Source organism: Nocardioides sp. Iso805N (genome assembly GCF_000364605.1).
GTDB lineage: Bacteria > Actinomycetota > Actinomycetes > Propionibacteriales > Nocardioidaceae > Nocardioides.
The window spans coordinates 292,822-312,019 of the sequence record NZ_KB822575.1 but is presented as its reverse complement, the minus strand read 5'-3'; the positions used below and the strand labels follow the sequence as shown (position 1 = coordinate 312,019).

The following is a 19,198-nucleotide window of genomic DNA, read 5'->3' as shown; positions in this document are numbered from 1 at the left end:
AACACGCTGTCGGGGTCGGTAACACGCTGTTGCAGCAGGTAGACGGTCGTTGCAACGACCGTCTACCTGGGCGAACGACGTGTTACCCCGCCAGCACCCCCGCCGGGCGAGCGCCTGACAGAACCAGACCGGCGGGTAACGTGACCACATGGCACGCCTGCACACCTTCACCGACGACGCCCTGAGCGACCTCGATGCTGTCGGCGTGGCAGAGGCGATCGCCGGCGGCGAGCTGAGCGCGCTGGAGGTGGTCGAGGCCGCGATCGAGCGGATCGAGCGGGTGGACGGCACGCTCAATGCGGTGGCGCTGCGGATGTATGACCAGGCCCGCGACCTGGCCGGACACAAGCGCACCGGCGCCTTCGCGGGCGTGCCGACGCTGATCAAGGACAACGTCGACCTCGTCGGCCTGCCGACCCAGCACGGCACCGATGCCTACGTCGCGACCAACGCCCGGCGTACGGGCGACTTCGCCCACATGTTCCTCAAGACCGGTGTCGTTCCGGTCGCCAAGAGCCAGCTCTCCGAGTACGGCTTCTCCGGAGCCGCCGAGCATCCTCGTCTCGGGGCGGTGCGCAGCCCGTGGGACACCTCCCGGGTCGCCGGCGCCTCCTCGGCGGGTTCGGCGGCGCTGGTCGCGGCCGGCGCGGTGCCGCTGGCGCACGGCAACGACGGCGGCGGCTCGATCCGCATCCCCGCCTCCGTCAACGGCCTGGTCGGGCTGAAGCCGTCGCGTGACCGGGTGGCCCAGGACGCCTACTTCCGGTTGATGCCGATCCGGCTCGTCGCCGACGGCGTACTGACCCGCACCGTGCGCGACACCGCCGCGTTCCTGCGTGAAGCCGAGCTGATCAAGCCGGCGTCGGGGTTGCGGCCGATCGGCGACATCGGCGGTCCCAGCCGCCGACGGCTGCGGATCGCGGTCTGCACCACGGCCGATGGGCGCTCGGCGAGCCCCGAGGTGGCCGACCTGACCCTGAAGACCGCCCGTCAGCTCGAGGAGCTCGGCCATCGGGTGGAAGAGGTCGAGGCGCCGGTCCCGCCGGGTATCGGGGTGGACTTCATCACCTACTGGAGCCTGCTGGCCAACCTGGTCATCCGCAGCGGCGGCCTGCACGGTTCGACCTGGGACGCCACCAGGCTGGACAACCTCACCATCGGGCTGGCGCACTACTCCACCCGCAGCGTGCGTCGACTGCCCGGCGCCGTACGACGACTGCAGCAGGCCCGCGCGCTCGCCGAGGACTTCCACCAGACGTACGACGTGGTCCTCACCCCGACGGTGTCCGCCGAGACGCCCGAGGTGGGCCACCTCGACCCGACGCTCGACTTCGAGGAGATCCTCGACCGCCTGATGGCGTGGGTGTCCTTCACGCCGTGGCAGAACATCACCGGGTTGCCGGCCGTGTCGCTGCCGCTGCAGACCACGTCGCGCGGATTGCCGCAGGGAATGATGTTCGGGGCCGGGATGGGCTGCGAGGGACTGCTGCTCGGGTTGTCCTACGAGCTCGAGGAGGCTTTCGGATTCGCCCGGATCCAGGACGCGTGATCTGCCCCGAATCGGCCTGTTTGAGCGTGAAACGGCCTCGATTTGGCACCGCCAACGAGCATCTGTACTGTTCTCGTCGTTCGCCCCTTTAGCTCAGTCGGCAGAGCGTCTCCATGGTAAGGAGAAGGTCTACGGTTCGATTCCGTAAAGGGGCTCTGGGTAACGGAAGCCCGCTGGAGTAGTCTGGCGGGCCTTCCTGATGCCCGCCCTGGCGGGGTAGCTCAGGTGGTTAGAGCACACGACTCATAATCGTGGTGTCGCGGGTTCGAGTCCCGCCCTCGCTACCACAGAGCCCGGATCTGGGGCAGCCGACAGCAATGACCGAAGGACTTCAAAGTGGCCAGCAAGAGCAGCGACGTTCGCCCGAAGATCACTCTCGCATGCGTGGAGTGCAAGGAGCGGAACTACATCACCAAGAAGAACCGCCGCAACGACCCTGATCGGCTCGAGCTGGCGAAGTTCTGCCCGCGTTGCCGCAAGCACCAGGCGCACCGCGAGACCCGCTGACATCACGCTGATCCGGGGAGAGCTGCGGCTCCTCCCCGGACCAAGCGCGCGATGCCCCGACCGACCGGTCGGGGCATCGCTGCATTCCCGATCGCATTTCGAGGACTGAGCGGTAACCGCTAGCGTCGGGCGGCATGGACCCCACCGTCGTCGACCGGACCTTCCCGCCCGTCGGGCCCTACGTCGTCAGCACCGCCAAGGTGACCGAGTTCGCCACCGCTACCCAGTGGCGTGGCACCGGCGTGCCCCCGACCTTCCCGATCCTGCTACTCAACGACGCGATGCTGGCCTTCCTCGCCGACGTCGGCGCCTCGCTGGAGCGGATCGTGCACGGCGAGCAGCGCTTCAGCTATCGCCGACCGCTGGTCGTCGGCGATGAGCTGACCGCGACGCTGCGGGTCGCAACCCTGCGCAGCCTGGGTGGCGCCGACGTGATCGGCACGCTCTCCACCATCACCGACGCCGCCGGCGAGGTGGTCTGCGAGGCCAAGGCGACCCTGGTCCACACCGGCACGACCGAGGAAGGTGCGGCATGAGCGCCTCGACAGGCTCGGCAGGCTCGACAGGCTCGGCGGACGTGGCGGGCGTGGAGTTCGAGCCGCAGCGGTTCACCCTCACCCGGGCCGACCTGGTCCGGTACGCCGGAGCCTCGGGCGACTTCAACCCGATCCACTGGTCGGACCGGGTGGCCGGCGCGGTCGGCCTTCCGGGCGTGATCGCGCACGGGATGCTCACCCTCGGCCTGGTCGGCTCCGCTGTCGCGGCCTGGACCGGCGGCGCGGAGGTGCTCGAGCTGGGGGCGAAGTTCACCGCACCCGTCGTCGTACCCGATGACGAGCAGGGCGTCGTGGTCGAGATCGCGGCGACGAAGGTGACCCGCGACAATGGCACGGTGAGCATCGCGATGGAGGTTCGCTGCGGCGCGGACAAGGTCCTCGGCATGCCCAAGGCGGTCGTGCGTGGCTGAGCCCGGCCCGGCCCGGCTCGCCGAGCACACCACCCTGCGCCTCGGCGGCCCGGCGAAGGCATGGGTGAGCGCCACCACCGAGGCCGAGCTGATCGAGGCCGTCGCGGCGGCCGATGCGGCCGGGGAGCGCCTGCTCGTGCTCGGAGGCGGCAGCAACCTGGTCGTCGCCGACGCCGGCTTCGACGGCACCGTGGTCGAGGTGGGCACGCGGGGGATCACCAGCGATCATGACGACCCCGACCCGACGTGTGGCGGCGCGATGGTGACGGTGGCCGCGGGGGAGGCGTGGGACGACGTCGTCGACCGGGCCGTCGAGCGCGGCTGGGTGGGCCTCGAGGCTCTCTCCGGCATCCCGGGCTCGGCCGGCGCCACGCCGATCCAGAACGTCGGCGCCTACGGGCAGGACGTCTCCCAGACCATCGCGCAGGTGCGGGTCTGGGACCGGATGCTGCGCGGCGTGCGGACCTTCGCGGCAGCCGAGTGCCTCTTCGGCTACCGGCACTCGCGCTTCAAGGCCGACCCTGAGCGCCACGTCGTGCTCTCGGTGACCTTCCAGCTGCGACTGGGCACCTTGTCGGCCCCGATCGCGTACGCCGAGCTCGCCCGGACCCTCGGCGTCGAGATCGGCGAGCGCGCCCCGCTGGCCGACGTACGGCAGGCGGTGCTCGGGCTGCGCCGCGGCAAGGGCATGGTGCTCGATGCCGCGGACCACGACACCTGGAGCGCCGGCTCGTTCTTCACCAATCCGGTCGTGCCCCTCGACCAGGTCCCCGCCGGCGCGCCGTCCTGGCCGCAGGGCGATGGCACCGCGAAGACCTCGGCGGCCTGGCTGATCGAGCACGCCGGCTACGGCAAGGGCTATCCAGGCTCCGGACCGGTCTCGCTGTCCACCAAGCACACCCTGGCGCTCACCAACCGCGGCGAGGCGACCACGGCCGACCTGCTCGCACTCGCCCGGGAGATCCAGGGCGGCGTGGTCGCGAGGTTCGGGATCGAACTCGTCAACGAGCCGGTGATGGTGGGCGTTCGTCTCTGAGTGTTACCCGAGCCAACGGCGCTTCACCCCAACCAAACGCACGCAACAGCGCCCCACTCCTAGCCAATTCTCAGCGTCCGATTGTGTGAGGGACAGGGGCGTGGGGCACCGTGGGGCCATGCCCACCACCCTCGTCGCACCGTCGCGCCCGCAGACCGCCGCGTCTGTCGACAGCGCTGCCGAGCAGCGTCAGTGGCGGCTGGGACGGCGTCCGGGACTCGATGTCGTACGTGGCATCGCCATCCTGATGGTGATGATCAGCCACCTGCGTCACGGGTGGCGTTCGGAGGGTTCGATCGGCGTCAGCATCTTCTTCGTCCTCTCGGGCTTCCTGATCACCGCGCTGCTCCTGGAGGAGCGTCGCGACAAGGGCCGCATCGACTTCAAGGCGTTCTACGTCCGACGCGCGCGGCGGCTGCTGCCGGCGATGGTGGTGATGATCGTGGTGGTCTCCGCGGTCAAGGCGCACCTCGGCGTGCAGTGGAAGGGCTCACTGGAGTCGGTGCTGCTCTACGTCAGCAACTGGGCCTACATCAACGGCGTACAGATGACGTGGGTGCAGCACACCTGGAGCCTGGCGATCGAGGAGCAGTTCTACCTGGTCTGGCCGGTCCTGCTGGTGCTGGCGCTACGCGCGGTCCGGCCGATCCGGCTGGCTCCCGCGCTCGCGGTCCTGATGCTCGCGTCCACCGCGGTGCGCTGGTCGCTCTACGCCTCCGGTGCGGCGCCGCTGCGCATCTACGAGGGCACCGACGCTCGCGCGGACGCGCTGCTCGCCGGCTGCGCGATCGCCGTGCTGGCGCACAGCGGGATCCGGCTCCCGCGGATCGACATGGTCGCGGCCGGGTGGGCGCTGAGCGCCGCCGTCGTGGTCGGCCTGATCGCCAGCGACCTCAACCACAACGTCATCGGCCCGACGGTCGGCCTGCCGCTCGGCGTCGTCCTGCTGCTCGCCGGTCTGGCCCTGCGCAGCGACGGCTCGAGCGGCTCGAGCGGCGTGAGCGTCTCAGCCGTGGTCGCCTGGTTCGGCCGCCGGTCCTACGGCATCTATCTGTGGAGCGTGCCGATCGCGCTGTCGGCGCCGTACTTCTTCCCGGGCATCGACCTGGCCGGGAAGGTCGCCCTCGCTGTGGCCTCGCTCGGCGTCGCCGAGCTCTCCTGGCGACTCGTCGAGAAGCCCATCCTCAACCGGGGCCGCGCTTCTCGCTGAGCCCCTCGCTGAGTGTCCGGCTGAGCATCGCGCTGAGTCCGTCGCTGAGCCCCAGAGCCATCACCCCTCTCGGACCCGGAAGGACCCATTCCCTCTCATGCGCGTCAAGACTCTGGCCGCTGCCGCCGTCGTGCTCGCGGGTACGGCGATGCTCGCAGTGCCGGCCGCTAACGCAGCGGGACCCCCGACTCCCAGCCCCGGTACCCATCTGATGATGGATGCTGCCTCCGCACCGTCACCGACGACGATGAAGACCTGGCAGCAGAAGTCGCCCTACTCCGCCATCGGCGTCTACATCCCGGTCTCCGCCTCGGTGGACGACCGCTACGACAAGGCCCAGACCAACCTCACCTCCTCGTGGGTCAGCGCGGTGCGAGGCGGCGGTTGGCAGGTCCTGCCGATCTACGTCGGCCGGCAGGCGCCGAACAAGTGCACCACCCGGTCCTTCCACTACGTCAGCAACAACGCCACCACCGCCGCCCAGCAGGGCCGGGACGCGGCGGCCGACGCGGCCGCCTCGGCCAAGGCGCTCGGTCTCTCCGCAGGTGCGCCGATCGTCTACGACATGGAGGCCTACAACAGCGGCTGCAGCACCGCGCTGCGGGCGTTCTACGCGGCCTGGACGACCAAGCTGCACGAGCTGGGCCGGATGTCGGGCATCTACGGCTCGCGAGCCAGCACCATCACCGACGTGGCATCGCTGCCCGCACACGGCCAGGTCAGTCCCGACGTCGTCTGGGTCGCCACGGCCAGCGGCCAGGCGCAGACCGCCTCGCTGCCGCCGCTGGCCAACGGCACCTGGAGCGGCAAGCGGCTCAACCAGTTCAACCTCGGCGTGACCCGCACCTACGGCGGCGCCTCGATCAACATCGATGAGAGCGCCGTCGACGACTTCGTGTGGGACACCACCGCGCCCACGGTCACGATGCCGACGATCGCGCCCGCCACCGGCAACGCCAAGGTGAGCGTCGACTGGACCGGGGCCGATACCGGCGGCAGCGGCGTGGCGCACTACCAGGTCCGCACCAAGGACGCCGGCTTCGGCAAGTCCTTGGGCAAGTGGAGCAAGGCGAAGACGGTGTCGGCGAGCGTGCGGCACACCAAGCTCAGCGGCGGGGAGCAGTACTGCCTGCAGGTCCGCGCCACCGATCGGGCGGGCAACACCAGCGGATGGTCGCGCACCGTCTGCACCACGCGGTACGCCGACGATCGTCGCCTCAGCGCGAGCAAGGGCTGGCACAAGGCCCACAACGCCGCGGCGTACGGCCGCACCACGATGGTGGCCAAGCACAAGCGGCTGACCCTGAGCACCGGCAAGGTGCACGCCCGCTCGATCGGCGTGCTGCTGCACGGCACCGGCACGGTGAACGTCCTGATCGGGCATCACAAGGTCGGCACCGTCTCCGGCAGCGGACTGCAGTGGCTGCACCTGACGAAGGCCCACCACGGCGTGATCCGGCTCAAGACCGTCTCGAAGCACAAGGTGGCGATCGACGGCCTGGCGCTGGCGCAGGTCTGAGTCGTCTCACCCGAATCGGGCGTTGGTTTCGACCCTCAGGGGTCGAAACCAACGCCCGAGCTCGTTCTCGGGGTTAGCCTCGCTGGGTGTCTCGGATCCGGGTTGGCCTCGTCGCGGTGCTTCTCGCCGTGCTGACCGGCATGGTGGGCGGTGCCCTCGGTGCCGCGCCGGCGCAGGCTGCCCCGGCTGCGAGCCCGACGGTCAGCGTCTCGACGTACGCCGGTGACGAGCTGACCGCATTCCGCGGATCGGGCAGCGGCTTCACCGCGAACGCCTCGGTGAACGTGACCGTCCGAGTCAACGGCAGCCCTTACGCGGGCGCGTACACCAAGACCCACCAGGCCGGCGCGTCCGGCGCGTTCGACTGGGTCTGGGTGTGGAGCAACGGCGACCCCTTCGGCACCTACACGCTGACCTTCACCGACACGGTGAGCCACGCTTCCGTCAACGTCACCTTGGCCATCAAGCACACCGCGACGGGGCCGACACCCGCCGCCGGCACGCACCTGATGGTGGATACCGGCTCGGCCCCGGCTCTTGCCACGGTGCAGGCCTGGCAGCGGAGCGCTCCGTACGACGCCATCGGCGTCTATGTGCCCGTCGACCCATCAGCCGACAACCGACACGACAAGGTCCAGAGCAACCTGACCCAACCGTGGGTCACCGCCGTGCTGGAGGGTGGCTGGCACGTGGTCCCGATCTACGTCGGCCTCCAGGCGCCGACCGCATGCGAGACCGGCTCCTTCCATGCCATGGCCAGCGATGCCGAGACGGCGCAGAGCCAAGGTGCCGACGCGGCCGGCGAGGCGGTCGGCGAGGCGAACAACCTCGGCATCGACGCCGCGCTGCCTGTCGTCTACGACCTCGAGGCCTACACCACCGGGTGCAGCACCGCCGTCCAGGCGTTCCTGCTCGGCTGGACGACCGAGCTCCACGCGCTCAACCGCACGGCCGGCGTCTACGGGGTCCCGAAGTCGGCCGCCCACGACCTCACCGATGCCGCCGCGGCTGATCCGACGTACGTACTGCCGGACCTGTTCTGGGCTGCGACCAACAACCGCCGGGCCGCCGTCAACTCGGTCTCCGACCTTCCTGCGGCCACCTGGAAGGTGGCCAACCAGTACATCTTCGATGTCACGCGGACCTACGGCGCGACGTCGCTGACGGTCGATGAGACCGCCGTCGACAGCACCGTCTGGAGCAGCACTCGCTCGGACCCGCCCCCTGACACGACCGCCCCGATCGTGGCGATGGGCAATGCGCCGGACCTGATCCGGACCGGTACGACGAGCTTCGCCTGGTCCGGTGTGGACGCCGGCTCCGGGATCGCCAGCTATCAGCTCCGCACCCGGCACACGGCCGGTGGCCACGCCGCCGGGGTCTGGAGCGCGCCCGCGTCGATGCCGCCCTCGACGCGCGCCAGCACCGCGGTCAAGATCCGTCGCGGCGAGCAGGTCTGCGCGCAGGTGCGCGCCGTGGACGCCGCCGGCAACGCGTCCGACTGGACCTTCGCTGACTGCACCAGCAGGCTCGACGACGACCGATCGGCCAAGCCGGGTGCCGGCTGGCACCGTGGCCACGCGCGTGCGGCCTACCGGCGCACCGTGACCACCGGCAAGCGCTCGCACGCGGTGCTCAACCTCGGCCGTACGGCGGGTGGCCGCCTCGCGGTGACCATGTCCGGCCGTGGCCAGCTCCTCGTCAAGGTCGGCGGAAAGCGGGTCGGCATCCTAAGGGGTACGGGGACCCACTGGGTAGCGCTTCCCCGGAAGGGCAAGGTGACTCTCACCACAGTGAACCGTCGAAAGGTGTTGGTCGACGGCTTCGTGCTGACCCCCCGCTGAGCCGGCGTCCGCGCCGGCCCAACCCCGCGCTGACCTGCGCAGATCGACCGATCGGGCCCCGATCGGCATAGCCCGTCGGTGACTCGATCGGGCCATCGAGGTGTGTCCGGCCGGCGTCTCCGTTCTTTCGGCGAACGCCCGAGCATCGGGTTAGCGTCGCTGCGCCGCGCGTGAGAGAGGGTCTCTTCCGCCGGTGATTTTGGAGGCACAGCATGACCAGCACGACGACGCCACGACGCCGTGCCCGCACCGGACTTCTCGCCGGCGGCCTGACCGCACTCGCGGTCGTACTGGCTTTGACGCTGGCGCTGCTGCTCGACGATTCACCGCTCGCGGCGCACTCGCCGACCCACCGTGCGCAGGCGAGCCTCGGCGTCGCCCGGGCTCCGGAGGTATCGCGGGGTGGGGTCGAGCGCACCGCGACCGAGCCGGTCGCTTCGCTGCCCTCGCCGGCGACCGGTACCCATCTCATGATGGACATGGCGAGCGCGCCGCCGCTTCGCACGGTCCGAAGCTGGCAGGGGACCTCGCCGTACCGCGCCATCGGGGTCTACGTGCACGTGGCACGGGCCGTCGACGACCGATTCGACAAGGTCCAGCGACACCTCACCGCGCCGTGGGTGGCACACGTCCGCGCGGGCGGCTGGAACGTCCTGCCGATCTACCTGGGCGCCCAGGCGCCGCGACGGTGCCAGAGCGGTCGCTTCCACGCGATGAGCGCCGACCCCGTCAGGGCCCAGCGACAGGGCGTCGCGGCAGCTGATGTCGCCGCCCGCGCGACGGCGAAGCTGGGGCTGAGCACGGCTCCGGTGGTGTACGACATGGAGCAGTACGGCGCCGGCTGTGGCGCGGCAGTGCGGTCCTTCTTCCTCGGCTGGACCATGCGACTGCACCAGCTCGGCCGGCGCGCCGGCATCTACGGTTCGCCGACCTCACTGGGTCGCGACCTCCTGCACGCCGGTGCCGACTACGTCCAGCCCGACGTGCTCTGGGCGGTCACGGCCAACGGGTCGGCGTCCACCGCCGTGCGGGCGCTTCCGGGCAAGGCGTGGCACGGGCGCCGGGCCAACCAGTTCGCCCTCGACGTCACTCGTCGCTACGGCGGCAAGCGCCTGCACGTCGACGACAGCGTGGTGGACGACGGCGTCTGGACCGCGACCCGTACGACGACGCCTGACACCGCCGCACCGATCCTCACCACAGGCGAGTCCACCGCCGTGACGACCCGCAAGCACGCCGCGCTGCGCTGGGCGGCCGTCGACGACGTGTCGGCGCGCGTCGCCCTCCAGATGCAGGTACGCCGCACGGCCTCCGGCGCGCCCGTCGCTGCCTGGAGCGCTCCGGCCGCGAGTCCCCGAACGGTGCGGCTCCAGCTCCGCGCCGGGGAGCAGGTCTGCGTGCGGATGCGTGCCAGCGACGCGGCCGGCAACGCCACCGGCTGGAGCCGGCAGTGCACCAGTCGGCTGGCCGATGACCGCCTGCTGCGGCACGGCCACGGCTGGCACCGGACCCGCGTCCGCGGCGCCTACCGACACGCGGTGACGACTGCCCGGCGGCGCCATGCCGTGCTGCGGCTCGGGCACGCCGAGCCGGGAGCAGTCGGCGTACTGCTGAGGGGGAGGGGCGCGGTGACGGTCCGCGTCGGCGGTCACCGCGTGGGCGTGCTGCGCGCCGGTGGCATGCGCTGGGCGCCCTCGCCGCGTGCCGGTGCTGTCACGCTGGTCGCGCGCTCCGCACGGATCGCGGTGGACGGGTTCGCGCTGGCACCGCGCTGAGGCCGTCGGTTGTGACCCCTGGTGTCAGAACCGCCGCCCCCAAGCTAGTTGCGGTCCACCAGCCGCCAGGCGCCGGAGTTGTTGTCGAACGCCGGGATGCCGCGGGTCTGACGCACGAAGCCCCACACCAGCGGGCCGAGCAGCAGCATCGCGCCGGCGATGATCAGCAGCGCGTTGGAGCCCGCGCCGAGCATCTTCGCGCCGGACATGGTCAGCACGATGACGATGCCGCGCCGGATCACCGACTGCGAGACCCAGCGCGCCATCCGCGAGCCGAGCAGCGTGCCCGGGGAGCCGCCGACGATCAACGGGATCAGCACCGACCACTCGACGCCGTGGTTGATCCACTGGCCGATCGCGGCCGAGAGCACCAGCGGCACGGCCTGGACCAGGTCGGTGCCGACCAGCTTCACCGCCGAGAGGGTCGGGTAGAGCAGCAGCAGCGCGATCATGATGACCGAGCCGGAGCCGACCGAGGTGATGCCGACGAGGAGGCCGCCTACCGCGCCGATCGCGATGGTCAGCAGTGGCCGGATCCGGGGGTCGCCCTCGGGAGCGGCGTTGCCGCTGGTGACGTGCCGCAGCTGGAGATACATCCGCAGGGTGTAGGTCGCCGCGGCGAACAGCAGCGCGCAGCCCAGCGCCGTCTTGAGGAACGTCTCCTGGTCGCCGACCCAGCGGGTGATGAACGTGCCGAGGAACGCGAAGGGCACCGAGCCGATCACCAAGAACCCGGCCAGTCGCAGGTTGGGGGAGCCGTGCCGCCAGTGCACCGCCGCCCCGACGCTCTTGTTGACCGAGGCCGCGACCAGGTCGTTGGCCACGGCGGTGCTCGGGTTGATGCCGAGCAGGATCAGGGCAGGGGTCATCAGCGCTCCGCCGCCCATGCCGGTCAGGCCGACGACGATGCCGATGCCGAAGCTGACGATGAGGACGTCCAGCGCCGACGTGGTGAAGAGATCGTGCACCCTACGACTTCTTCCGTTGGTCGATTCAGTTGGTCGGATCCAGAGACTAGTCGACCTTCTGGCTAGCGGCGGTGCCCGCTCAGCGCAGGCAGGACCGTCTGCAGGAGCCGCCCGATCTGCTCGGCCGCGGCGGCCGCTGCCTCGGGTCCACGTCGATACGGGTCCGGTACGTCGAGGGCCGGGTCGGCATTCCCTCGCGCGGAGCCCAGCCGCTCCACGACCTCGGTCGGGGTCAGGCCGGGCTCGAGCCGACTGACGGCCTCCGCCGCCTGCCCGAGCGTGAAGATCTTGCGGAAGAGCGCGGGATGGTCCTCCAGAAGGTATCCGCGCTGGGCCGCCTCGGCCGTGAGCACCAGGTCGGCCTCCTCCAGCAGCTCACGAGTGACCGTTCGGCTGCGGAAGTCGCCGGCCTCCAGGCCCTCGGCCAGCACCTCGACCATGGCGGCGTCCATCGGCTTGTCGTTCCAGCCGTGCGTGCCGGCGCTGCTGAAGTGCAGCCCCGAGTCCGCACCCGCGAGCCGGCGTGCGGTCAGCTCCATGAACGGCGAGCGGCAGATGTTCGCGGTGCACACGAAGAGCACCCGCAACGGGGTCGGCTCGGCGGTCGAGGTCGCCAGGTCGAGGTAGCCGGCCTCGCGGAGCGCGGCCAGGACGTCGTCCAGAGCCGCCTCGATCGTCCGGCCGGTGGTGTCGACCCGGACGTCGGCATCCGCCGGCACCTCGTACGGCGAGGAGATGCCGGTGAACTCCGGGATCACGCCGGCCCGCGCCTTGGCGTAGAGCCCCTTGCGGTCGCGCCGCTCGCACTCCTCCAGCGGCGTGGCCACGTGGATGAGGAAGAACGCGCCGCCCGCATCCTCGACGTACTGGCGCACGTCCTGGCGGGTGGCGTCGAACGGTGCGATCGGGCTGCACACGGCCACCCCGCCGTGCCGGGAGATCTCCGCGGCGACCCAGCCGATCCGGCGGATGTTGGTCTCCCGGTCCTGCTTGGAGAAGGTCAGCCCGGCCGAGAGGTTGCGGCGTACGACGTCGCCGTCCAACGAGGTGACCGTGCGCTGGCCGGTCTCGAGCAGGCGGTCCATCAGCGCACGCGCCAGCGTCGACTTGCCGGAGCCGGACAGCCCGGTGAAGAAGAGCACCAGGCCTTGCGCGTCCGGTGCTGGCCGGTCGGCGTCGATGATCGCGGCGATCTCGTCGGGGAACTCCTCGCCGTCGCTCTCGTTCTCGGCGGTCGAGGACGAACCTCCAGCGCCTGGTCCACCCAGTGCCTGCACGCGACCGGTGCCGGCGTAGGCGCCGACCACCTGCACGCCGAGCGCGTGATCGGCCTCGGGATCCCCGTGCGCGGCAAGGGGTACGGCGACCACGGCCGCGTCAGGCAGCTGAGCCGCGGCGGCGAGGGTGGCCCGGAGCAGCGCCACGGCCGAGAGGTCGGGGGTGCCGGAGCCCACCAGTGCCAGCAGGACGAGGGGGCCGGCGCTCGCCAGCTCGGCGAGCTCGCCGTGGGTCAGCGGGCCGGTGACGGGGACGAACGTGCGTCCGGCGTACTGCTCCTGGACTTGCGCCGGGGTCAGGTACAGCCTGCGGAACGGACCGTACGCCGGAGTGCCGAGCGGCGTGACGTCACCTGCCGGCCAGCTCACCCGCGCCAACGGGAGCCCCTCGGGATCGACGAGCTCGACCTCGCCGGCCTCGGTGGCGGCCGCCGCGACGTCGTCCGGCAGGGTCAGCGTGACCACGCTGCCGGGGGCGTTGAAAGGACCGTCGAGGGCGCCATGGGTGATCAGCTCGAGGTCGTCGAGCTCGCGGGGCGTGGGGTTGAATTGGGGCGCGTCGGGCACGGCGCTCAGTCTTCCACGCGAGCACTCGTAGGCTTCGGGCATGTCCGTACCGCTTGTGGAGATCGTCCGTTCCGGATTCGTCGAGGGCCGTCACCACGGCTCCGTCGTCGCTCTTGCAGCCGACGGGTCGGTGGCCTGGTCCCTCGGGGACGCCGGCAACCAGATCCTGCCGCGCTCGGCCAACAAGCCGCTGCAGGCGCTCGGCATGCTCGGCCTCGGGCTCGACCTGCCACCGGACCTGCTGGCGCTGGCGTGCTCCTCGCACAGTGGCGAGCAGATCCACCTCGACGGCGTACGGCGCCTGCTCGCGAGCGCCGGGCTGGCCGAGCTGGCGCTGGGCAACATCGCGGACTATCCGCTCGCGCCGGACGTGAAGGAGGCCTGGATCCGGGCCGGCGGCGAGCCCACGAAGCTCGCTCAGAACTGTTCGGGCAAGCACGCCGCCATGCTCGCCACCTGCGCTGCCCGTGACTGGCCGCTCTCGGGCTACTTCGAGCACGACCACCCGCTCCAGCTCGGCATCAAGCACCGCTTCGAGGCGGTCACCGGCGAGCCGGCTCAGGTCACGGTCGACGGGTGCGGCGCGCCGCTGCTCTCCACGTCGCTCGTTGGCCTGGCCCGTGCCTACCAGCTGCTGGCGACCGCCACCGACGGCGACGCCTGGCGGGTCGCCGAAGCGATCCGTCGTCACCCCGAGCTGGTCTCGGGGACCACGCGCGACGAGTACCGGCTGCTGTGCGCGATTCCGGGAGCCATCGGCAAGTTCGGCGCCGAGGCGGTCTACGTGGTCGCCCTGCCCGACGGCCGCACGGTGGCGCTCAAGATCGACGACGGTGGCGACCGAGCCCGCCCCGTGGTGATGGCGGCGGCCCTCGCCCGCCTCGGCATCGAGGGCGAGGAGATCGCGGCGACTGGCCGCCACCTCCTGTACGGCGGCGGCGTGGTCGTCGGCGAGCTGCGCCCTCTGCTGCACCATGTCGAGGCGGATGTGGCGAGCTGACCGCGAGCTCGACCGACATGGTGTGACGAAGATCGTGCTAACTCTGCTTGCTATTTGCTAGCAAGAGTTAGCACTATGGAAGGCATGGTCAAGAGCAGGGTCGGCAAGACCGTCGAATCCCTGGGGGAGTACCTCCGGGAGCAGCGGGTCGCAGCGCAGCTGTCGCTGCGCCAGCTCGCCGACCAGGCCGGCGTGTCCAATCCGTACCTGAGCCAGATCGAGCGCGGCCTGCGCAAACCCTCGGCCGAGGTCCTGCAGCAGATCGCCAAGGCTCTTCGGATCTCTGCCGAGCAGGTCTACGTCCGGGCCGGGATCCTCGATCCCGACGAGGACCGCGGCAGCTCGGTGGAGCTGGCCGTGCTGGCGGACAGCCGATTGACGGAACGACAGAAGCGCTCCCTGCTCGATGTCTATGCGTCGTTCCTCGCCCTCAACAGCCGTGTCGATGACGCGGAGACGACTCAAGGAGATTCCTGATGCCGAAGCTCGAGCTGCCCAAGATCGATATCCCCAAGGTGGAGCTGCCCAAGCTGCCCAAGGTGGATCTGTCCAAGCTCCGCAAGGTGGAGCTGCCGAAGCTGGACCTGCCCAAGGTCGAGCTGCCCACGCTGGCTGACCTCAAGAAGCTGGAGCTGCCGACCGTCGGTGGCGTCAAGACCCAGGTGGTCAACGCCACCCACGTGGTCACCTCGCTGGATGCCAAGGCGATCGTGGCCAGGCTGCGCGGCCGGAAGGTCGAGGCCAAGCCGGCCGCGAAGAAGGCTCCGGCGACCAAGTCGGTGGCCAAGAAGGCCCCGGCCGGCAAGCCCAGCACCTCGACCGCCGCCACGGCGGCCAAGAAGGCGCCGGCGAAGAAGGCCCCCGCGAAGAAGGCCCCGGCGAAGAAGGCTCCGGCCGCCAAGAAGGCCTGACCCGGCTCTCGTACGGCGAGGCCCCGCAAGCGGATGCTTGCGGGGCCTCGCTGCGTTCCCGACTACGATGGCGGCATGGGAGGCATCTTCGCGGTCCAGAACACGATCATGTTGCTGGTCGATCTGGCCATGCTGGCCGTCGTCATCTTCGCCTTCGTCAGCTGCTTGACCTACCCGGCCGAGGCCTACCGCGCAGCGGGCAAGTGGTCCAAGCAGGGGTGGGGCATCGTGCTCGGCATCGCGCTGCTGCTGCAGTTCGTGCCGGTGGGCGGGATGCTGATCTCGCTGGCGATGTTGATCGCGGCACTGGTGTTCTTGGCCGACGTGCGCCCGGCGCTCAGCTCGTTGCGTCGCCGCTGAGGGCGACGGCGCTCGACGTAAGCAGCGCGTCGCTCAGGCCTGCCGGCCGTAGTCGTCCTCGAGCCGGACGATGTCGTCCTCGCCGCAGTAGTCGCCGCGCTGGACCTCGATGATCACCAGCAGCTCGTCCTCCGCGTTGACGATCCGGTGCGGCATGCCGATCGGGATGTCGACGCACTCGCCCGGACCGCTGACGACCGTCTGACCCTCGATGATCGAGGACGCCCTGCCGGTGACGACGACCCAGTGCTCGGAGCGGTGCGCGTGGGTCTGGTAGGACAGCCGCGAGTGCGGCAGCACCTCCAGGCGCTTCACCTTGAAGCCGTCACCCTCGTCGAGGATGTGCCAGCTGCCCCAGGGGCGGGTGTCAGACTCACCGATCATCGTGCTCGCTCCCTGTGCGGTGGTTGTCGGGGGTCATGGTCTCAGGCCGGGAAGTCGGCGCCCGCGTGCTGCCGTGCCTCCCAGGCGGTGGCGACCATCGAGCGCAGGTCGTGCCGCATCCGCCAGTCCAGGTCGCGGGTCGCCAGCTCGCCGGTCGCCACGATCCGGGCCGGGTCGCCGGGGCGCCGCGGGCTGATCGTGGGCGTGAAGTCGATGCCTGTCACCTCGCGGATCGTGTCCATGATCTGACGCACGCTGACCCCCTCGCCCGAGCCCAGGTTGTAGACCGGCTCCAGGGTCTCTCCGGCCAGGAGCCGGCGGGCGGCGACGACGTGGGAGTGGGCCAGGTCGGCCACGTGCACGTAGTCGCGCACGCAGGTGCCGTCCGGGGTGGGGTAGTCGTCGCCGTTGATCCGCGGCGTCTCGCCCTTGGCGAGAGCGTCGAAGACGAGCGGGAAGAGGTTGTGCGGGCTGGTGTCGTAGAGCTCCGGCGAGCCGGAGCCGACCACGTTGAAGTAGCGCAGGCTGGTGTGCTTGAGGCCGTGGGCGCGGGCGACGTCGGCGATCAGCCACTCGCCGATCAACTTGCTCTCGCCGTAGGGGCTCTCGGGGTTGGTCGGGGTCTGCTCGGTGACCAGGTCGACGTCGGGTGTGCCGAAGGTGGCGGCGCTGCTGGAGAAGACCAGGTTGTCGACCTCGGTGGCCTGCATCGCCTCGAGCAGGGTGGCCGTGCCCTGGACGTTCTGGGCGTAGGTGTGCAGCGGGCGCTGCACCGAGACCCCGGCGTACTTGAATCCGGCCAGGTGGATGACGCCCTCTACCTTGTGCTCGCGCAGGGTGCGCTCGACGGCGTCGCGGTCGAGCAGGGTCGCCTCGATGAGAGGGACGTCGTCGGGCACGAACCGGCGGAAGCCCGAGGAGAGGTCGTCGATGACGACCGGCGCCATCCCTGCCTCTTTCAGGGCCGCTACCACATGCGAACCGATGTATCCAGCGCCTCCGGTGACCAGCCACGTCATGGGGTCATCCTAGGGGAGCAGTCGAATCCGACGAGCCTCCCGGTGAGGGCCGAGCGGGGCGGCCGGAATGTGGAGCGTGGCAGGGTTGTGGCCATGCCGTCGCTCCTGCTCGCCCTGGTGCTCGCCGTGGCGAGTGTCCTCTCCGGCGGCGCCACGGGCAGCGTCGTCGGCGGCCTCGCGAGTGGCCTCGCGAGCGGCGTGGTGAGCGCTGGGGACGGGGGACGGGCGGCCGCTCCGCTCGCCGGCCGGATCGTGGTGATCGATCCGGGACACCAGCTCGGCAACAGCCGCCACCTCGCCCGGATCGATCGGCTGGTCTGGATCGGCAACGGTCGCAAGCCCTGCAACACCACCGGTACGGCGACGGCCGCGGGCTATCCTGAGGCCACGTTCGCCTGGCGCGTCGCGCACCGGATGAAGGGCAGGCTCGAGCGGCTGGGTGCGCGGGTGATCCTCACCCGACCGACCAACAGCACGGCGCTGTGGGGCCCGTGCGTCGATGCACGCGGCCGGCGCGGCGACGTGGTGCACGCCGACGTCAAGATCAGCATCCACGGCGACGGCAGCTACGCCCCGGGAGCGCACGGCTTCCACGTCATCTATGCGCCCGACAGCGGCCTCACCGCCGACACCTACCGGGCATCGAAGAGGCTCGCGCTCGGCACCAGGGCGGCGATGGGTCGCGCCGGCTTCGCTCGGGCGAACTACATCGCCGGCGGCGACGGCCTCGACGTCCGCTCCGACCTCGGCACCCTCAACCTGTCGGACATGGCGACGGTGATGGTCGAGTGCGGCAACATGCGCGACGCCGGCGACGCCGCCCGGATGACCTCGGCGCGGGGACAGGCCGCCTATGCGCATGCCCTGGTGCAGGGGATCCGCGGCTTCCTGGCTGCCCGCTAGGGTCGGGGCCATGAGGACGCTGGTCGGGGACGGCACCTGGGACTGGCCGCAGGGCCACTGGCTGCGGGTCAACTTCGTCACCAGCGTGGACGGCTCGGCGCAGGGTCGGGACGGCCGCAGCGGGTCGATCAACAACGACGTCGACGTCCAGGTCTTTCACGAGCTACGCCGCACGGCCGACGTGATCCTGGTCGGGGCGGGTACGGCGCGGGCCGAGGAGTATCGCCCTTCGGCGACGCCGATGGTGGTGATCGGGCACGAGCTGCCGGCGCTGCTCGCCGATGCGGCCAACGTCCGACTCGCCGCGGGTCCGCTGCCCGAGCTGATCGCCGGCATCCACGCCGAGGGGCACCACCGGATCCTGTGCGAGGGCGGTCCCACCCTGCTGGGGGGTCTGCTCGCCGCCGGGCTGGTCGACGAGCTCTGCCTGACCACCGCGCCGCACCTGGTCGGCGGTCCGGGCAAGCGGATCGTCGACGGCCCGAGCCTCGACGTACCGCTCACGCTGTCTTCCCTGGTGGAGCAGGACGGCACCCTGCTCGCTCGCTGGCTAGTGTCCAGGTCGTGACTGACGAGCTGCTGATCGAGCGACGGACGGCCGAGACCGGACAGCACTGGGTCGAGGTGACCTTCAACCGGCCGGAGAAGCTCAACGCGTTCACCCGTGGGATGTACCAGGGGCTGCACGAGCTGTGCCGCTCGCTGGCCGAGGACCCGACCGTCAAGGCGCTGGTGCTTCGCGGCGCAGGCGGCAAGGCGTTCGCGGCCGGCAACGACATCGAGGACTTCCTCGGCCAGGACCAGGTGCCCTACGAGGAGGAGATCCGGGCGATGTTCACGGCGCTCTTCGAGCTGCCGCAGGTGACCATTGCGGCGATCGACGGGGCCTGCGTCGGCGGTGGTCTGGCCATCGCCACGCACTGCGACCTACGCATCGCGACCCCGACCTCGCGGTTCGGCTATCCCATCGCTCGCACCCTCGGCAATGCGCTCTCCTCTCCGGTGCTGTTCCGCTGCGCCGCGATCTTCGGGGAGTCGTTGACCCGGGAGATGCTGCTGACCGCCCGGCTGCAGTCGGCGGAGCGTGCCTACGGCGTGGGCGCGCTGCTCGCGGTGACCTCGACGCTGGAGGAGGACGTGGCCGAGCTGGTCTCCTCGATCCTCGGGCTCTCCTCGGTGACGCTGCGGACGACCAAGTCGCAGCTCGGATTCCGGGCCGCCGCGCTCGAGCCCGTGCCGGACGGCGAGGAGGAGCTGCTGGGTGCGGTCTACGCCGGCCCGGACTTCGCCGAGGGCGTGCGTGCGTTCCTGGCGAAGTCCCGACCCCATTTCGGTTGAGTCGGGCCTGCGTCCGGGTTGAGTCGGGCCTGCGTCCGGGTTGAGTCGGGCCTGCGTCCGGGTT

The 19,198-nt window shown here is 70.7% G+C and carries 20 protein-coding genes and 2 tRNA genes; 18 read left to right on the top strand and 4 right to left on the bottom strand.

The annotated features are described in order from the left end of the window. Positions 1 to 148 precede the first annotated feature (148 nt). The 11 genes from H036_RS0101510 to H036_RS24120 all read left to right on the top strand — a co-directional run bounded on the left by H036_RS0101510 (position 149) and on the right by H036_RS24120 (position 10,407). Entirely contained in the window at positions 149 to 1,549 is a 1,401-nt protein-coding gene (locus H036_RS0101510) for an amidase (protein ID WP_017933000.1), read from the top strand. A gap of 82 nt (positions 1,550 to 1,631) precedes the next feature. After that, a tRNA-Thr gene (locus H036_RS0101505) sits at positions 1,632 to 1,704 on the top strand. Between the two features lie 55 nt (positions 1,705 to 1,759). Beyond that, positions 1,760 to 1,836: transfer RNA gene (locus tag H036_RS0101500), tRNA-Met, on the top strand. A gap of 49 nt (positions 1,837 to 1,885) precedes the next feature. Then, on the top strand, positions 1,886 to 2,056 hold the full coding sequence (gene rpmG / locus H036_RS0101495) for a 50S ribosomal protein L33 (protein ID WP_017932999.1): 171 nt from the start codon (positions 1,886 to 1,888) through the stop codon (positions 2,054 to 2,056). A gap of 134 nt (positions 2,057 to 2,190) precedes the next feature. After that, complete coding sequence (locus H036_RS0101490; protein WP_017932998.1) at positions 2,191 to 2,592, top strand: FAS1-like dehydratase domain-containing protein; 402 nt, start codon at positions 2,191 to 2,193, stop codon at positions 2,590 to 2,592. Then, complete coding sequence (locus tag H036_RS0101485; RefSeq protein ID WP_017932997.1) at positions 2,589 to 3,023, top strand: MaoC/PaaZ C-terminal domain-containing protein; 435 nt, start codon at positions 2,589 to 2,591, stop codon at positions 3,021 to 3,023. The genes H036_RS0101490 and H036_RS0101485 overlap by 4 nt, the downstream gene beginning before the upstream one ends. Then, positions 3,016 to 4,059: a UDP-N-acetylmuramate dehydrogenase gene (locus tag H036_RS0101480; RefSeq protein WP_017932996.1), complete on the top strand. Its 1,044-nt coding sequence runs from the start codon at positions 3,016 to 3,018 to the stop codon at positions 4,057 to 4,059. The genes H036_RS0101485 and H036_RS0101480 overlap by 8 nt, the downstream gene beginning before the upstream one ends. Positions 4,060 to 4,177: 118 nt before the next feature. Further along, positions 4,178 to 5,269 carry an acyltransferase family protein gene (locus H036_RS21480; protein ID WP_017932995.1) on the top strand — a complete coding sequence of 364 codons (1,092 nt, stop codon included), beginning with the start codon at positions 4,178 to 4,180 and terminating at the stop codon, positions 5,267 to 5,269. Positions 5,270 to 5,366: 97 nt separating this feature from the next. Continuing rightward, positions 5,367 to 6,788 carry a glycoside hydrolase domain-containing protein gene (locus H036_RS24130; protein WP_081615393.1) on the top strand — a complete coding sequence of 474 codons (1,422 nt, stop codon included), beginning with the start codon at positions 5,367 to 5,369 and terminating at the stop codon, positions 6,786 to 6,788. Between the two features lie 86 nt (positions 6,789 to 6,874). Then, entirely contained in the window at positions 6,875 to 8,632 is a 1,758-nt protein-coding gene (locus tag H036_RS24125) for a DUF1906 domain-containing protein (protein ID WP_157416927.1), read from the top strand. 212 nt (positions 8,633 to 8,844) lie between these two features. Then, positions 8,845 to 10,407, top strand: a complete 1,563-nt coding sequence (locus tag H036_RS24120) for a glycoside hydrolase domain-containing protein (protein ID WP_017932992.1) — start codon at positions 8,845 to 8,847, stop codon at positions 10,405 to 10,407. Between the two features lie 44 nt (positions 10,408 to 10,451). Here the strand turns inward: H036_RS24120 and H036_RS0101455 are convergent, their stop codons facing one another. Further along, positions 10,452 to 11,375 (bottom strand): sulfite exporter TauE/SafE family protein, encoded by a 924-nt coding sequence (locus H036_RS0101455; RefSeq protein ID WP_017932991.1) that lies wholly within the window; start codon positions 11,373 to 11,375, stop codon positions 10,452 to 10,454. A gap of 62 nt (positions 11,376 to 11,437) precedes the next feature. Next, on the bottom strand, positions 11,438 to 13,219 hold the full coding sequence (cysC, locus tag H036_RS0101450) for an adenylyl-sulfate kinase (protein ID WP_017932990.1): 1,782 nt from the start codon (positions 13,217 to 13,219) through the stop codon (positions 11,438 to 11,440). A 40-nt stretch (positions 13,220 to 13,259) separates the two neighbouring features. Between cysC and H036_RS0101445 the strand changes: the two genes are divergently transcribed. From H036_RS0101445 to H036_RS0101430, 4 genes are all read left to right on the top strand, one after another. Further along, complete coding sequence (locus H036_RS0101445) at positions 13,260 to 14,219, top strand: asparaginase (RefSeq protein ID WP_017932989.1); 960 nt, start codon at positions 13,260 to 13,262, stop codon at positions 14,217 to 14,219. 84 nt (positions 14,220 to 14,303) lie between these two features. After that, the gene (locus H036_RS0101440; protein WP_017932988.1) at positions 14,304 to 14,696 is read left to right on the top strand and encodes a helix-turn-helix domain-containing protein; all 393 of its coding nucleotides are present in this window, start codon (positions 14,304 to 14,306) and stop codon (positions 14,694 to 14,696) included. Continuing rightward, positions 14,696 to 15,130: a hypothetical protein gene (locus H036_RS25625; RefSeq protein WP_017932987.1), complete on the top strand. Its 435-nt coding sequence runs from the start codon at positions 14,696 to 14,698 to the stop codon at positions 15,128 to 15,130. Before H036_RS0101440 ends, H036_RS25625 begins: the two co-directional genes overlap by 1 nt. 75 nt (positions 15,131 to 15,205) lie before the next feature. Then, the gene (locus H036_RS0101430; RefSeq protein ID WP_017932986.1) at positions 15,206 to 15,490 is read left to right on the top strand and encodes a DUF2516 family protein; all 285 of its coding nucleotides are present in this window, start codon (positions 15,206 to 15,208) and stop codon (positions 15,488 to 15,490) included. Between the two features lie 33 nt (positions 15,491 to 15,523). Here the strand turns inward: H036_RS0101430 and H036_RS0101425 are convergent, their stop codons facing one another. Further along, on the bottom strand, positions 15,524 to 15,874 hold the full coding sequence (locus tag H036_RS0101425) for a phosphomannose isomerase type II C-terminal cupin domain (RefSeq protein WP_017932985.1): 351 nt from the start codon (positions 15,872 to 15,874) through the stop codon (positions 15,524 to 15,526). A gap of 41 nt (positions 15,875 to 15,915) precedes the next feature. Beyond that, positions 15,916 to 16,893: a UDP-glucose 4-epimerase GalE gene (gene galE / locus H036_RS0101420; protein ID WP_017932984.1), complete on the bottom strand. Its 978-nt coding sequence runs from the start codon at positions 16,891 to 16,893 to the stop codon at positions 15,916 to 15,918. Between the two features lie 93 nt (positions 16,894 to 16,986). Here galE and H036_RS0101415 point away from each other — a divergent pair, with 93 nt between their 5' ends. From H036_RS0101415 to H036_RS0101405, 3 genes are read left to right on the top strand one after another with little or no spacing between them, the layout of a single operon-like run. Beyond that, positions 16,987 to 17,796, top strand: coding sequence for an N-acetylmuramoyl-L-alanine amidase family protein (locus H036_RS0101415; protein ID WP_017932983.1), 810 nt, complete (start codon positions 16,987 to 16,989; stop codon positions 17,794 to 17,796). 10 nt (positions 17,797 to 17,806) lie between these two features. After that, complete coding sequence (locus H036_RS21455; RefSeq protein WP_017932982.1) at positions 17,807 to 18,364, top strand: dihydrofolate reductase family protein; 558 nt, start codon at positions 17,807 to 17,809, stop codon at positions 18,362 to 18,364. After that, positions 18,361 to 19,134, top strand: a complete 774-nt coding sequence (locus H036_RS0101405) for an enoyl-CoA hydratase-related protein (protein ID WP_017932981.1) — start codon at positions 18,361 to 18,363, stop codon at positions 19,132 to 19,134. Before H036_RS21455 ends, H036_RS0101405 begins: the two co-directional genes overlap by 4 nt. Positions 19,135 to 19,198 lie beyond the last annotated feature (64 nt).

What these genes read in the sequence shown, in the direction of transcription:
- H036_RS0101510 (WP_017933000.1), top strand. Translation starts at nt 149, where the DNA reads ATGGCACGCCTGCACACCTTCACCGACGACGCCCTGAGCGACCTCGAT.
- H036_RS0101490 (WP_017932998.1), top strand. Translation starts at nt 2,191, where the DNA reads ATGGACCCCACCGTCGTCGACCGGACCTTCCCGCCCGTCGGGCCCTAC.
- H036_RS0101485 (WP_017932997.1), top strand. Translation starts at nt 2,589, where the DNA reads ATGAGCGCCTCGACAGGCTCGGCAGGCTCGACAGGCTCGGCGGACGTG.
- H036_RS21480 (WP_017932995.1), top strand. Translation starts at nt 4,178, where the DNA reads ATGCCCACCACCCTCGTCGCACCGTCGCGCCCGCAGACCGCCGCGTCT.
- H036_RS24130 (WP_081615393.1), top strand. Translation starts at nt 5,367, where the DNA reads ATGCGCGTCAAGACTCTGGCCGCTGCCGCCGTCGTGCTCGCGGGTACG.
- H036_RS24120 (WP_017932992.1), top strand. Translation starts at nt 8,845, where the DNA reads ATGACCAGCACGACGACGCCACGACGCCGTGCCCGCACCGGACTTCTC.
- H036_RS0101445 (WP_017932989.1), top strand. Translation starts at nt 13,260, where the DNA reads ATGTCCGTACCGCTTGTGGAGATCGTCCGTTCCGGATTCGTCGAGGGC.
- H036_RS0101440 (WP_017932988.1), top strand. Translation starts at nt 14,304, where the DNA reads ATGGTCAAGAGCAGGGTCGGCAAGACCGTCGAATCCCTGGGGGAGTAC.
- H036_RS25625 (WP_017932987.1), top strand. Translation starts at nt 14,696, where the DNA reads ATGCCGAAGCTCGAGCTGCCCAAGATCGATATCCCCAAGGTGGAGCTG.
- H036_RS0101430 (WP_017932986.1), top strand. Translation starts at nt 15,206, where the DNA reads ATGGGAGGCATCTTCGCGGTCCAGAACACGATCATGTTGCTGGTCGAT.
- H036_RS0101425 (WP_017932985.1), bottom strand. Translation starts at nt 15,874, where the DNA reads ATGATCGGTGAGTCTGACACCCGCCCCTGGGGCAGCTGGCACATCCTC.
- galE (WP_017932984.1), bottom strand. Translation starts at nt 16,893, where the DNA reads ATGACGTGGCTGGTCACCGGAGGCGCTGGATACATCGGTTCGCATGTG.
- H036_RS0101415 (WP_017932983.1), top strand. Translation starts at nt 16,987, where the DNA reads ATGCCGTCGCTCCTGCTCGCCCTGGTGCTCGCCGTGGCGAGTGTCCTC.
- H036_RS21455 (WP_017932982.1), top strand. Translation starts at nt 17,807, where the DNA reads ATGAGGACGCTGGTCGGGGACGGCACCTGGGACTGGCCGCAGGGCCAC.